The organism is Finegoldia magna, assembly GCF_003182075.1.
GTDB lineage: Bacteria > Bacillota > Clostridia > Tissierellales > Peptoniphilaceae > Finegoldia > Finegoldia magna.
The window spans coordinates 74,023-88,624 of record NZ_QGTH01000008.1 but is presented as its reverse complement, the minus strand read 5'-3'; the positions used below and the strand labels follow the sequence as shown (position 1 = coordinate 88,624).

The 14,602-nt window shown below is 36.5% G+C and carries 16 protein-coding genes; all 16 read right to left on the bottom strand.

Annotated features, from left to right (window positions below; translation table 11 throughout):
- Positions 1–104: 104 nt before the first annotated feature.
- Genes DES33_RS04830 through DES33_RS04760 form a run of 16 tightly spaced genes read right to left on the bottom strand, consistent with a single transcriptional unit; the run spans position 105 to position 14,602 of the window.
- Positions 105–308 carry a phage holin gene (locus DES33_RS04830; protein ID WP_110058250.1) on the bottom strand — a complete coding sequence of 68 codons (204 nt, stop codon included), beginning with the start codon at positions 306–308 and terminating at the stop codon, positions 105–107.
- Positions 309–310: 2 nt separating this feature from the next.
- Positions 311–1,276: a glycoside hydrolase family 25 protein gene (locus DES33_RS04825; RefSeq protein ID WP_110058249.1), complete on the bottom strand. Its 966-nt coding sequence runs from the start codon at positions 1,274–1,276 to the stop codon at positions 311–313.
- A 9-nt stretch (positions 1,277–1,285) separates the two neighbouring features.
- Positions 1,286–1,624 (bottom strand): hypothetical protein, encoded by a 339-nt coding sequence (locus tag DES33_RS04820; RefSeq protein WP_110058248.1) that lies wholly within the window; start codon positions 1,622–1,624, stop codon positions 1,286–1,288.
- On the bottom strand, positions 1,625–1,759 hold the full coding sequence (locus DES33_RS09890) for a CD1375 family protein (protein ID WP_265334474.1): 135 nt from the start codon (positions 1,757–1,759) through the stop codon (positions 1,625–1,627).
- Complete coding sequence (locus tag DES33_RS04815) at positions 1,760–2,032, bottom strand: hypothetical protein (protein WP_110058247.1); 273 nt, start codon at positions 2,030–2,032, stop codon at positions 1,760–1,762.
- The gene (locus tag DES33_RS04810) at positions 2,032–3,861 is read right to left on the bottom strand and encodes a DUF859 family phage minor structural protein (RefSeq protein WP_110058246.1); all 1,830 of its coding nucleotides are present in this window, start codon (positions 3,859–3,861) and stop codon (positions 2,032–2,034) included. The genes DES33_RS04815 and DES33_RS04810 overlap by 1 nt, the downstream gene beginning before the upstream one ends.
- 9 nt (positions 3,862–3,870) lie before the next feature.
- The gene (locus DES33_RS04805) at positions 3,871–8,400 is read right to left on the bottom strand and encodes a phage tail spike protein (RefSeq protein WP_110058245.1); all 4,530 of its coding nucleotides are present in this window, start codon (positions 8,398–8,400) and stop codon (positions 3,871–3,873) included.
- Positions 8,394–10,130, bottom strand: a complete 1,737-nt coding sequence (locus DES33_RS04800; RefSeq protein WP_110058244.1) for a distal tail protein Dit — start codon at positions 10,128–10,130, stop codon at positions 8,394–8,396. Before DES33_RS04800 ends, DES33_RS04805 begins: the two co-directional genes overlap by 7 nt.
- Positions 10,130–12,073 (bottom strand): phage tail protein, encoded by a 1,944-nt coding sequence (locus DES33_RS09800; RefSeq protein ID WP_110058243.1) that lies wholly within the window; start codon positions 12,071–12,073, stop codon positions 10,130–10,132. The genes DES33_RS04800 and DES33_RS09800 overlap by 1 nt, the downstream gene beginning before the upstream one ends.
- On the bottom strand, positions 12,063–12,416 hold the full coding sequence (locus DES33_RS04790) for a DUF5361 domain-containing protein (protein WP_211305672.1): 354 nt from the start codon (positions 12,414–12,416) through the stop codon (positions 12,063–12,065). Before DES33_RS04790 ends, DES33_RS09800 begins: the two co-directional genes overlap by 11 nt.
- Before the next feature lie 38 nt (positions 12,417–12,454).
- A complete protein-coding gene (locus tag DES33_RS04785; protein ID WP_002841503.1) occupies positions 12,455–12,733 on the bottom strand; it encodes a hypothetical protein in 279 nt (92 codons plus the stop codon).
- 9 nt (positions 12,734–12,742) lie between these two features.
- On the bottom strand, positions 12,743–13,312 hold the full coding sequence (locus tag DES33_RS04780) for a phage tail tube protein (protein ID WP_110058241.1): 570 nt from the start codon (positions 13,310–13,312) through the stop codon (positions 12,743–12,745).
- A gap of 11 nt (positions 13,313–13,323) precedes the next feature.
- A complete protein-coding gene (locus DES33_RS04775) occupies positions 13,324–13,662 on the bottom strand; it encodes a hypothetical protein (protein WP_110058240.1) in 339 nt (112 codons plus the stop codon).
- Positions 13,659–13,895, bottom strand: coding sequence for a hypothetical protein (locus DES33_RS04770; RefSeq protein WP_002841567.1), 237 nt, complete (start codon positions 13,893–13,895; stop codon positions 13,659–13,661). Before DES33_RS04770 ends, DES33_RS04775 begins: the two co-directional genes overlap by 4 nt.
- Complete coding sequence (locus DES33_RS04765; RefSeq protein ID WP_110058239.1) at positions 13,888–14,184, bottom strand: hypothetical protein; 297 nt, start codon at positions 14,182–14,184, stop codon at positions 13,888–13,890. Before DES33_RS04765 ends, DES33_RS04770 begins: the two co-directional genes overlap by 8 nt.
- Positions 14,168–14,602 carry a phage Gp19/Gp15/Gp42 family protein gene (locus DES33_RS04760; RefSeq protein WP_110058238.1) on the bottom strand — a complete coding sequence of 145 codons (435 nt, stop codon included), beginning with the start codon at positions 14,600–14,602 and terminating at the stop codon, positions 14,168–14,170. Before DES33_RS04760 ends, DES33_RS04765 begins: the two co-directional genes overlap by 17 nt.

Genomic DNA, 14,602 nt, shown 5'->3' with positions numbered 1-14,602 from the left:
AAAACACCACAAAATTTATACCCACGTAAATTAGAAATAGTTGTATGAACCTAATCATTAAAGGGGTCGCTTTTGACCCCTTTTAATTTATAGTTTTTTTACATTTAGTTATTTTTATAGTAATTCATGGAGCTTATGCCCAGTAAAGCACCTAAGAATAAGTCCACCGCAGATATTGTTCCGGCAATTTCTTTTGCATATGGAAATCCCCATATTCCTGCCACAGCTACATATAAAGTTGCAGCAGCAGGAAGTAATATTTGCGCTATCCATTTCAATAAATCATAGCTTTTGTTACTTAACTTCATTCTTATTTCCTCCTCAAAAACTTACTTCTATCTTTCAGAAACTCGTCAACCTTATCACTAGATACTAAATAATCGCAATATCCAGTAATCCCGTAATCTTTTCCACTAATTTTGCCTGTAGAATTTCCGATTCCAATTATCGTGTCCTTTGATTTTTTCATCTTTCCAAAATCCATATTTAGCTCTGCAGGAACTAATACAGCCTTGTGCTGTTTAGCAATCTTCACAGCTAATTCGTAGTCCTTTGCTTCATAAGTTACTACCGTTTGTTTAATTTGATCCAGTAATTTTTCCTCATCCATTTTTGATAATCCTTTCACTTCAGCTTTTTGTTTCTTGTATCCATTTATCCCTAACTTCTTCATTAAGCTTGGATAATCCACAAAACACCAGTTTGCATCCACCCCACCTTCTCCAGTACTTGGCACTCCTGGTACTTGCTTTTTATTAGTATATTGCCACATACCATAACTTCTATAGCATCTTGGCGTATTTACATACCAGTGTGCAATCCACACATCGTAATTCTTCATTCTAGATCTATCGAATTTGTTATTGATCCAGTCACCTGAACTGTACAAACCAGTGTAGTATCCATTCTTTTCGAGAATACTCATGAAGGCAATTGCCATATCTGTTTTTGTACTCCTGCTTATATTTTTTTGAGATGGATCCTCAAAATCCAAATAAACAGGATACTCAAACTGCTTACCATCTAGCAATTTCATAAATCTGATAGCTTCGCCTTTGGCTTCGTTGACATTCATAGCATAGCTATACCAATATGCACCAACAGGCATTCCTACTGCCTTGGCATTTCTGTAATTGGTTTGAAAATAAGGATCCTCGCCTCTTGCTCCGGACCCCGCTTTCAGTATTACGAACTCAACTCCGCTTTGTTTAGCTAATTTCATATTGACATTTCTGTTGTATCTTGAAATATCAACACCGAATCTTCTAATCGTCATATCTTCCTCCTAACCAAATATCTTCGGCAAAATCATACCTATAATAAAAGCGACAGTGCCTGTAATTGTTGCCGCTATTACTTTATCTTTGTACGACTCTGTTTTTTGAATTGGCTTAATATAGTGGTCTTCTTCTCTTTTTCTTGCCAAATCCTTTAAATCATTCTTGATTTCTGTGGTATTAGCATTTATGCTTGAAATGTTCTGCTCAACTATAATAAGTCTCCTATCCATTGCATCGTAATTACTTTCCATATCTTTAATTTTACAATTAATATCTTTTATGTTTTCGCTATGAGTAGCTACTATTGTTTCTAGCTTTCCGACTTTTTCGTTTATATCATCCATCTATTCCTCCTCAGTTGCTAATTCTTCAAGTCCTAGTTCCACAAGTATCTTCTTAACACGTTCTTTCAGGCAATTTGGAACACTCTTGAATGTTCTTCTGCCCCTCATAATCAAATATGCATACATATCAGCCATCTATTTCACCTCCTTTGCATTTATTGACTTTTGAATTGACTTCATAGTCTCTTCAAGTTCCATCATCTTATCAAAAATCTCAGTCATTGCTTCTGCTTCTTTCAACTTATTTTCTTCTGCTTCGATTTCATCAACTGTTTTCTTTTTCTTAATCTCAGCTACTATATCCGACAACTTATCATCTAGCTTATCCACAGTGCCAGTTATCATAGCTCCGTCTTCTCTCAAATACTCAAATCTTGTATTATTTTCGTTTATATAAATACTTATCATTAAATTGACCCCCTTATGTGATATGCGATTTTAAAAGCCGATGTTGCAGATCTATTGTAATAGTTCTGAACCCTAACTTTAAAGTATGAGCTACCGTAGTCAACAACGTGAAGCACCATTCCGATACCACTACACTTAATTATCGTAGCCCCAATATATGATATATCCGATATAGCAGGAGAAAAATTAACAGTATAAAAATCAGAATACCCGCCATTACCTAGTGAATTAGGATACGTAATTTCTCCCAGATCAGCAATCCCATAAATATCCCTAGTGCTATCAGTATCAAGTCTTTTAGCAGTATTATATGAAGCAAAAGGCTTAGTTTCCACTGTCTCACCGTCTATCATTAACATACCGTTGACAAAAAGAAGATCGAATTCTGCGGACGGGGATTTAATCTCCGAATCAGCCTCAATATTTCGTGCGAAAATATTTCCCTTTACTTCTAGGTTATTATCACCTGCAAGTTTATCTGGAAACTTACCTATTCCAACACAATTGCTCTTATGATTAATTGAAATTCCAACAGCTTGAGTAGGCACAGTAACCAAAGCAGTATAACTTCTGAACTTATCCGTCGCAGTTACTCTAACCTCATATGATGCAAATTCCTTATAACCGCTTCCCAAATACACTGATTGAGTAGTAGATGCAATACTTATGTTTGCACTGTATCTCGTTGAGAAACTCCCACTAGGAAGTTCCCTAACCTCAACCCTAATATTACAAAGATTATTATCAGTACTACCACCAGATACAGTATGTTGTACCTTCACAGAAGCGTTTAATCTCTCTCCTTGCCTTGTAACACTACATTCAGCAGTTGGTGGATTGTACTCTTTAACACTTATATATTTGCTATAAGAACTTCTTTGACCTCTGCTATCTACGACTTCGAAGTCTATACTTCTTGTTCCAGATTTAGATACACTACCAATGTTTATAGTAGATCCATTTGAGTATGTCGTGTATCCATCTAAAGTCGCCAAATACTTTTCTATACTTGCACCAGTATACGCTTCAGCAGATACGTATGCACTGATATCACTAATGCTTGTATAAAATGAGCCACTTCCGAACACATCTCTAACTTGTGAGTTACCCTCACGAACAGAAACATAAGATATGTTTGGTTTTTTTATTTCAAAAACACGAAGAGTAATAGTCTTTGAAACACTAGTCCCATCATCAGCACTAGCAGTAAAAGTCACATATCCACTAGAATCATTACCGAATACATCAGAGAATGTACTTGCCTTAAAAGTGAAATGCGTACTACTTGTAAGACTACCCACATATCCGGAAAAGATATCCGTCTCCCATCTAATATCTCCACTTCTTCCATCAATATTTGTAATATTAATAGTTACTTCGTCTCCAATATTAGCAAAAGACACCACATCAGCCACCGAATTGACAATACTCATACTCATACTCATTGGCTTTTTTCTTGCAATCGTCGGTAAAGTCATAGTAGCACTTAAAGAACAAGTACCTCTGTGAGTTCCTGCACTTGCCTTAATTGCAAAAGACTTTGTCCCATCACTCCAGTGTTTTACAGTAAAAGTACCACTACACAATGTAGAACTTCCACCCCTGTCAAAACTATACGTTGTCCTAGTGTCCTCAATTGTCTGATTATTACAAATTAAAGAAGTGGGCCTCTTTGTTTGAGAATACCCACTTCCTCCGCCTCTACTTTCAAGATATAATCTGTATTTTATAGTAGAGCTATTATCAGCTTCTGATTGACTGATAACATTCATATCCAATTTAAAATACGCATACAAGCTTTGTGGCGCTGTACCAGTATATGTTGCCATTTATTCCTCCTAGATTGGTTTAATAATAGTGTATTTGTTAGAGCCATTATCGTACTTAGTTACCATGTGATATCCAAACTCCAGCACACCGTCAACCTTTAAATTCGGTACTTGTACTTGTGAATTTGCAAATCTTGCCACAGTCTTAGTACCATCTATAATTTCAAGTGCGTTGTTTTTAAGAATCATCTTCACCGCTTCGTCTTTTTTACCAATGAGAATACCCTCCTCACCGAAATCGAAATATGTCGTTATAGCTTCAATCGTAAGCTTACCAGCTCCGACATTCTCCTCAATAATCTTGATCCTGTCTTGAAGTGACAAGCTCTCATTTTCCAACGCTTTTTTCACAGTATCTGCGTATGCCTTAGCCTTTTCTATCTCAACAAAGCTTTTAGTCACGCTATCTTTGTCTGCTTTCTGACTAATTAACACTTCAATTTCCTGTTGCTTTGACTCAATGTCTGTTACAGTTTGTGAATCGGCTTTTTCTCCTAAATCTGACTTAACACCATCGATCTCTTTCCAAATCTCTGTTGTGTCTGCTGCTTCTCCTTTTTCGCCTTTTATCCTTGACCAAGTATACTTCCTATAATCTGTACTATCGGCTTTACTATAATCTGTATATTGACCAATGTAATCGCGTTTAGGACTGTCAACGCTGAAATCTTTGCTACCATCTGCGCTATTACTATACGCTATGTGTAAGTATGGTGTTTTTCCATCTGAACCTTGTTTTCCAGCAATTCCTTGGTCGCCTTTTAGCCCTCTAATCTTTGACCAGTTATATTTTCTGTAGTCTTCTGAATCAGTCTTGTTACTATCAACATAAATTCCAATATAATCTCTGCTGCTTTCACTTGTACTAAAATCTCTTGATCCATCTTTACTGTTACTATAAGCAACATGAGTGAATGTGCTTTGCCCGTCTTTACCATCACGACCTTGAGGACCAGGAAGTCCGTCCTTACCATCTTGACCTTGTAGACCTCTCAGACCTTGCTCTCCACGATCACCTTTTTCGCCTTTTACAAGCATCCACGTATACTTCCTATAATCTGTACTATCGGCTTTACTATAATCTGTGTAAGTTCCAATGTATGCCTTTTCTCCTGCCTCACTAACAGAAAAATCCTTACTACCGTCAGAGCTATTACTCCAAGCTGTGTGGAAATATGGTGTTTTTCCGTCAGCACCAGCTTTACCAGGAATTCCATCAGAGCCATCTTTTCCTATTTTACTAACAGAATATCCAGTTTCTGAAGTATTATCAGTATAACTCCATACTGTTTTCGTCCACAGAAAATCGCCAGGACTTGTGCTTGGTATACTACTAGTCCATCCACTTGTAGGAGCAGAAGTACCACTTTTATGCTTAGCATAAGTTATAGTAGTAGTCTTAATACCAACGCCGTCTTTGCCAGCAATTCCGTCCTTACCAGTGTTACCATCTTTAGCTATATAAGTCTTCGTATATCCAGTTTCTGAAGTGTTATCAGTATAACTCCACACTGTTTTTGTCCATAAATACTTACCTTTTAATAAATTAGGTACTGCTTTAGTCCAGCTAGCGGGCTCATTAGTTTCAGAATTAGACAAACCATAGGATATGTCTGTGGATTTTAATCCAACACCGTTTTTACCTGCAACTCCGTCTTTACCATCGTCACCTTTGAATAATGACCATTCATATTTCTTGGGATCTGTTGAGTCAGCTTTTTCAAAATCCGTGTAGAATCCGATGTACTTTTTACCAGAAGTAGCAGTTCTTGTGAATCCAACAGTTCCGTCTGCGCTATCGGCATAAGCGAAGTGCACATACGAAGTTCTTCCATCCTTGCCATCTTTACCTGGCATACCATCTTCGCCATCACGACCTGGAGGCCCTGCATTAAATTCAAGTAACTCCAAGTCTCTTTTTGTGATAGTATCTTCCCACCTATCACCCTTCCACAGTCTCTTGAAGTGATTACCTTTACCGTCGTCCCATTGCCACACATCTCCCCACTGTAGCACGTTGTGGTTAGGTTCTTGTTCTTGCTTATATATGCCGATAGTCAAGTCCTTTATGGTTATAAAGCTTGTGGCCACGGCAACATCATTAAGCATTGCAGAGCATGTAAAAGTAGCTTGTAAATCAACATCAGTGTTATTAATTCCAAGTATATTACCAGTTGAGCCTTCTTTAGATTTGTTCCAATCATCATCACTTGTAGTAATCTTGTCTTGATATTCTGACACTCTTTCCCATACAAACTTATCAATTGTAGCGGTTTGATCCACACCTGCTTTAGTAACAATAGCTGTGATTTCCGTTGACAACACACCATCTTTGAATACATTGCCTTGACTTGATGTCAACTCCATCTCAAATGGTACATTTTGCCAATTAAACCTGCTACTATACACAGATTTTTCAAGACTTAAAAGCCTTTCAGAAATACCTGCTTTTTCTTCTTCAAAGTTTGCAAATATAGCAGAGTTGCTAAGCTCATCACATAAGCTCCTTGTAATATCCACAAGTCTAGCAGATAAATACAACGCAGGTTTAAATCCATGATCTATTATTCTGATATAGTCCCCAATTTCAAGCTCACCTGGAAGTTGTCTTAGAGAAACCTCATAGCTAATCTTTGCCTCGTTGTTGTTTTTTAAGAACCTTAATCCCTCATCAAACAACGTCTTTTGGCTAGTAGCCTCGCTATCATACATTCTTATGAAATATTTTTGACCCGTTTTATTGAATCTAGTCCACTTTTTAGCTGCTTCTCTATCGCAAATCAGTCCATCATCAGTAACATAGAATCTTCCATCATCATACTTGTATCCCACCAAGTCTGTGTTAACTTCATGTTCTTTGTACGATACTTGTTCAGTACTTGAAGCAGTAGCACCCGGATTTGTGAATCGTTCAGAGCTTTTCATGATATTAGCAATCTTATCTCCCCATGCCTTATCACTAGCATAGTTATGTCCATTTTTATCATGATTCATAGCATACAACGTCTTTTGTCCGCGGTTATAGTAGTGTTCTTTTATCCACACAGCGCCATTTATAATACCTGCTTGTAGGCTTCTATTACTGCTTTTCTTAGCATTATCAGGATTACTATCGTAGGCATTAATACCGAAGTAGTTATGGTATGTTCTTGCAATCCTACTAGTACCCCACGCACTTTCTAGTGCTGCATGGGCTAATATATATCTTGCATCCAACCCAGACTGTTTTTGTGCTTCTATGAATACTTGACCTTGTCCGTTAAATGGACTATTTGGAGCTTTTGCTCTTATCCAGTTATTGATTTGAGTCGCAGTTATTCCTTGCAACCTCTTGCCCAAATCGTGTTTTGTAACATCAGAATTAGTCCAGTATGTCTTTTTAGTAGCATCAACTATAGTTCCACCTTTGTTTTCATTCCATCTGTAGAACCTAACATTTGGACCAGTCCAGCCTTTTAGCTTAGTTGTTACAATCCCATTGATTGATCCATACAATGTGCAGTGTATTATCGTGTTTTTATCTAAAATTACACCTGTGTGACCCTTGTTATTGTGCCTTGATACGAATATGTCTCCGTACTGAATTTCTGATTGATTGATTTGATGAAAGTACGTTCCAGCATTACCCCAAGCCCATAATGTCCCAGTTGTTGGAAGTCCCACAGACTTTGGAAAAAGTCCCGCAAATTTCGCAGCGCTACTCACAGAACTTGAGCAGTCATAATAGTTAGGACCTTCACGTCTTGCTTGTGAATACCTAACCTTACCCTCTCGTGATTTCATCCATTTAACGAATAACTCAATCTTGCTATTTGGTGCAGGTTTCTTTTTATCTTCTTCGATTTCAACTTGTTTTACTTCTCTGATTTGCTCCTTGTGAGGTTTACCTACAGCTCTTACAGCAGTACACAAGTCAGCTATTGACACAGTACGCTTAACATCGCTCACATCACGCCCGAACTCCAGTCTGTACCCAGTTTCTTTACCGCGTTTCTTATAAAAGTTAATGACCTTTTTATCTATTGCATTACCATTTAATTTAACATCATAGCTAATCTCACAACCGAAACGACCTGCAATCATAGCAAGTCTTTTAGTCTTAGTAGTTGTACCATCGAATTTAAAAGCTAAGTTTTTATCCTTAGCCTCATTAATTCCAACAACCCAGTCTGATTTTTCACCAAGAGTATTGTTGACCCATTCTGCAAGTGTTCCTTTGAAATCTTGTTCTCCAATATCTTCATTAAGCAAATCAAGTCCGCAATCTTCTGCGACTATCTCCTTTGAATACCTATTTTCAACAACTTCAGTAATCTCTAAAAGAACAGGCTTTTTCTTGTATCCTGTAGCAACGATCAAACAACCAGCTTCAATTAATTCAACATCTTTTTCAATGACCTTATCGATACTGCAAGTAAGCATACAAGTTCCAGTTTCCAAATTTTCGTTGAACTTATCATCTTGAAAATGCACACTGCCTGGATAATCATTACTAACTATTGTCAGTGTTTGTAGATTTCTATCTGTAACTATTAACATTTGAATACCTCTCTGTAACTAACATCACAATCAACGAAAGAACCGAATTCTCCCTCAGTAGTTATTGCTATCTCCTCTGTACCTGGATAAATCGGAGTAGGTTTCGAACCAAACGCAATTGGCATCAAACATCTGTGTCCATTGTGATAACAAAAACCAGTATTCATGTCGATTCTTACAGTATCTCCATCATTGAAGTTAAAACGTGGAATAGCTACATTAATCATAGAAAACTCTTCCTTGCTTTTATTCTCAACATAAATATCTGCATCATATCCCGTAATTGTCATATGCATTGGATTACAAGCTTGAATAAAGTCATAGTTGTTCTTTTTAGTGCATAACACATAAACATCACTAGCCACTACATCATCAATCTCAGCATTCATTAGCCTATAAGTGTAGCTTTTACCATTCAACTGATTATACATGTAGTATGTAACCATAGCACCTCTTTTAGTAATAGTTACAGCACCTGTCCAGTCAGCTTTGTTGTATCCAGTGTGAAGCTGTCCATCACTACCACACAAGCACACCATGGCCATTCTTCCATCACCGTTTATGGTTTCAATTCTCATACCACCAATCATGTTTTGATCCTTATCAGTAATACCAAAAGTCAGAAAACCAAATTGTCCAGGATTAGCCTTGTAATTGAACTTGAAAGTCATCTCCCAGTCAGTCGCATTGTTAGTCACTTTTCTGTGAAGTGGAAGTGTCGAGAATGTCTTTAAACTTGAAGAATCCCATACAGGATATACACCAGTAACAGTGCTTTGACTTTTCCCTTGAATATCTTCTTCAAGTAACCAACCAAGATATCCCTCTTTGTCTATAAGTCTGTATGCCTTCTTTGATTTTGACTTGTTCACAGCTTTCGTCTTATCGAATTTAAAAGACTTACCTTTTACCCAGTTAGCAATCCTAACACCATTGTCCCAATACCTTGCGTTCTTTGACACGGTAACAGTATTGCCACTTGGAGCAGTGCTAGTCGCATTTGTGTTTGCTACTCTACCATCAAAATCACTATCAGCTACAAGTTTCGATGCATCCACAATATCCCAACCATCACTAGTCTTCATAACCCTATCAAGAATAGTAAGTGTCCCCTTGCCACTCTTGAACAAACTACTAGTTTGCTCCTTGTGTATCTTCATCTGCTTAATCGGTGCAAACTCCTTACTATCCCCGAACTGGAAACTGCCGTATTTACTAGTCACGCCAATCATTGTAACCTTGCCATGACATGTGAAATCAAAAATAGGATACGTCTTATCCGTACCCTTGTTTTCACACATAATACTTTTAGCATTGGCTTGCGACAGCTCCACAGGCTCTCTCTTATACCCACAAGCAGATGGGATGATAAAAGTTAACTCGCCTTTCCCATATCCTTTAGTGTAATTATTAGCCTTATATTCAGAAGATTTTATTTCTCCATCAACCTTTGCGTAGTAAATAATATCTGGATCATCATAAAAGTATAATTCCGATAATTCTTCAGTTCCTAAAAATTGAGCAAGAACTCTTCTAATTGTATTCAAGTTTTCTTGAACATAACTAAAAATAATCTTAAATTTCGCTTCTTTTCTTCTGCTGCTAATAAAATCTGATCCATTGAACACAATATAAGGATTCAATTTGTTCTCAGTAGAAGATAGAACGGGGCGTTCTATATTTTCTACAATAATCAAATCCCTAAAATCAGTACCATTATAAAAAAACATTAATACACCCCTCTTCTTCTATTATTAATCTTTGTTTCTCTTTCCATGAACTCTCTATCATAGCGATAAGTTCCTCTTGATATTTCTCTGCCATCTAATTCACTTACAACAGTAATTTCAATAGGTTTTTGGTTGTTATCATTAGTTGTTAATCCCGTTAAATCATTGTAATTAGATCCAGTAGAATTAACCCTATAATCCTCTAGGTTAAATCCCGATTGGATTTGCGGCGCCATTGAATTAACCAATGATTGAACACTAGAAAAACCATCATCTAATCCTTCATACAAACCACCCATTATTGCATTACCTGCTGGAATTAAAAGTTTTTTATCATAAGACAATGGTCCTTTATGATTTTGAATCCAAGTACCAATGCCACCAACAAATGATTTTACATGTTCAAATGCAGACTTCAATCCTCGCAAGAATCCATCAATAATAGCTTTACCAGCGCTAAACAAATCTACTTTTTTTACTGCTTGTATAATGCTACTTCCCAAATTATTCATAGCATTTTGAACATTTGAAAACATAGAAATTATACCCTTAACCAAAAATACAATGAGTTTAACACCCATTGCCAATATATCTGGTAATTTCTCCAACAAAGTAGCCAAAAACAATGCTGCAATTTTTAACACTGTAGCACCGATCATAGGTAGTCTTTGTATAATCCCATTAACTAATTCCGTTAGAATCTTAATACCTGATTGTAGTATTTGTGGCAGATTATTAGTTACGTAATTAATAAATTCAGTAATAATCTTTAATGCAGTATCACCAATTTGAGGAAGTACATTGATAATTCCGTCAACTAATTTGAAAAACAAACTCTTTCCGGTTTCCCAAATGGCAGGAAGATTACTCAATACGAATTGAACAAATGAGTTCACCAAATTACCTGCTGCACTTAAAAGTTCTGGCAAAGCATTAATTATGCCAAGTATCAGATTACCTACAAGTTCACTGCCATGTTGTAGAATTCTTGGAAAATTCGATTTCAACCATGTAAATATTTGGTCAATAGCAGGATTAATAGCATTTATCAGTTTAGGTATACCTTGAAGAATTACCAAACCAAGATTTCCCACAAGTCTTCCTACCATTGGAACCAAGTTTTTAAACAAGAAAGTACCTGTTGTTTGCACCAAGTTACTTAATGTAGCGTTGATATCTCCACCTGTAGTCAACGCTCCTTGAAAGTCCTTAAAGGCGGCTTTCATAGAATTAAAAGAGCCTTCTAAAGTTTCACTCGCTTCCTTTGCAGTAGTTCCAGTAATATCTAGTTTGCCTTGTATAGCGTGAATTGCATTGTATACATCAGACAAGTTGTTTATGTCATACTTCACTCCGGTAAGCTTAGTTGCATCGGCAAGTAGACGTTGCATCTCCGACTTCGTTCCTCCGTAACCAAGTTTAAGGTTATCCAGCATTGTGTAATTATCTTTGGCAAAGCCCTGGTATGCATTCTGAATGCTTTCCATATCTGAACCGAACTTATTTGCATTATCGCTCATATCTCGCATAGCCATGTCGGCTACATCTGCTGCTTTCGAAGTATTACCACCCAAAGATTGAAGCAAGCTAGCACTAAAACTAGTTACATTTTGCATGTATTCATTAGCAGATATACCAGACGTTTCAAAAGCTTTTGCAGCATACTGTTTTACCTTATCGGAACTATCCTTAAACAGTGTTTCCACACCACCAAGAGATTGTTCAAGCTGGCCACCTTGAAATATACTGTCTTTGATAAACTTTCCAATAGCGGCTGCCCCAATTACTCTTTTAGCCATGCCGACTAATGCTCCACCAAGCTTAGATCCACTTTGAGTACCTGCACTCATGGCTTCACCGCCAAGCTCATTAGATATCATTCCTGATATGCCTCTTGCAGAAGGAATTATTTGAACATAAGCCTTGCCTAAATCAGTTGCCATTTGTCTCACCTGCCTTTAATATCTTTTCTCTTGCTTTTAAAAACTCCTCACCAGTGTAGTACGCTTTGACATCGTCATCCATTTTCTTAGCAAAAACAGAATCAAATATCGATTTTGGAGCATTAATTCCTTTTTGCGCATCTTTAGTTTTAGACCAAGTAATAAAAGCCAAGTAATCAGTCATAAGAGCAAAAAGTTTTGTTTTGAAATCTCCCTTTTCGCCGCTCATACACATCATTACTCGGCTATCTTCTCTAAGTCCTCTTGTTAGCACCGCAACAGTCGATAAAGGAATCTTCTTATAATTGTAAATGTGATAGTATTCAGCTAAATCACAAATCAATTCATCCTCATAGTTATTTACCACACCAGCGAGGAATATTAGTTTTTTATAGGTTTTACTTGTTCAAAAATAGAAGTCAATTCTTCCTCTACTCTTTTAACATTGACTAGTCCTTTTTTATCACGAAGAAAATCAAGCAAATTATTTTTTTGTTTTTCTCCTAAAAGCAACACCAAAATCTTTGGCATAACCATTGGATTAGATTCATTTTCTGCTATAAGTTCAAATAACTCATAGTTTTCTAATCTATCCTTATCAATCGCAAATCTGAAACCACTTTTAGTGATCCCTTTAATATAATTATTTTTGTTAGTCATTTATGCCTCCTACACTTCTGATGGCTTAGAAATATATTCAATGTGGTTATATTGTTCCTTGCCCTCTGTGTAAGATAAAGCAGACACCGTAACTTCGTAGCCTATAGCATCATTATTTACGTATTCAATATCTGATAAATTTGATAATTGTCCTTTAGGAATTACAATTCTTTTCAAATATCCACCATTCATAATCATATCCACCACAACAGCTCTAGGTTCCCTAAAATCTGCAGTTGATTTCACTTTGATTCCAGTTTCGACAGTACCTGTAACATTCTTATCACCATAGACAAACTTCAACACCTCTACATTTAAAGTTTCAAGTAGTTTAAATGTAAAATCATCTGTCTTTTCTGTAGAAATCTTTAATACAGTTTGACCTCCCCATTCTTTAATATCTTCACTATCTAAGTTGTCAGCATTAGTCATTCCATCTTCTGAAACAAATCCAAGCTCCTTAAAAGCAACATCTAATTTAGTATTAGCGTCTTTTGGAAGTTCAGTTCCAATCGGTGCCACCCAAATAGCTCCCTCAACTCTTGGTTTTGCAGCAGAAACATTACTAGAATTAGCCATACAATCCTCCTTTAATCTTTATAATAGATATCATACACAGCTTGATATCTGTATTTTTTCTCTTGTACGTCAGTATAATCGTAATCACTATCAAGCCTTACACTTGATAAATCTTTAAGCTCAATTGCAGATAACATCGCCTTTTTCAAATCATCATTCATAACAGCGCACTCATATTTGCTGTTAGCATAACTTTGAATAGCAAAGCTTGCATTGCTTATTCCATCACGAAAACCTCCGCCAAGTTTTTGAATTAAAAAAAACTGTGCCGGTTCATTTTCTTTATGCTCCAATAACACAGTTTTCTTCATTTTTTCTTCTAAATATTTCTTTATCGTTATTTCAATCATTTTAAAGCCTTTAACAAAGTATTATTCTTGATATTCTCTTGCCTTGCTTTAGAACTACTAGCATATACACTTACAAATGCTCTTGTTTTCTCATCTACAACATCGGATGCATAACCATCACCACAACGATTTTTGACAACCGCTGCCCTTTCTTCAAGAACATTTTTCATCTCATCAGAATGAAGTAATTGAGATACTCCTTTTTTATTTAATCTAAAACGAAACTTATTCAATACGCTCCACCTTAACCTTTTTATTCCATTGAAGTGGAATCATATCCTCAATTCCCTGAGTAGGACTTCCCACAGTCTTGAATCTATCATCGAAAAACTCAACAATAGCATTCTCCCAATTGTGAGAATCCCCTTTTGGAATACCAAGAATATATGAAATTCGTCTACCAGTTAAATTCAATTCATTTACTAACTCATCACTATTTAATGGAGCCACAAGAACATTATCAACAATAGTTGTCACCTCAGTTACAACATCTGCTCCAAAAGGATCAGTCCCAGTCTTCACCAGATTCACCAAAGTAACTGGTATTCCTTTCAGTTTCATAAAAATCTATCACCCCATATCTCTGACGTTTCAATCCTAACCTTTGAAGCTCACTATTTTTTATGAAAATACCTCCACCAGGTGTAAGATAAGTACCACTGACAGTGTATCCAAGTGCAGACTGAGAAAACTGACTCAAAGGTTCACCTTCAGTAGCAGTCATCATAGTCCTTGACACAATATCAGTAACAACTGATTTTAAAACGCTTAGATATACTTCATTTTCGGCTTTCTTATCCAAATCGATTTGCATTTTTTCTGCCTCTAACCTTAGCATATCACTCACTGTTTTTAAAAGAGCCTTGCACCTATCCATTTCTTCATCTTGCAGAGGTCTCCATAAAAGCATTACATCTTCTACAGTTGCAAATTCTTTCAT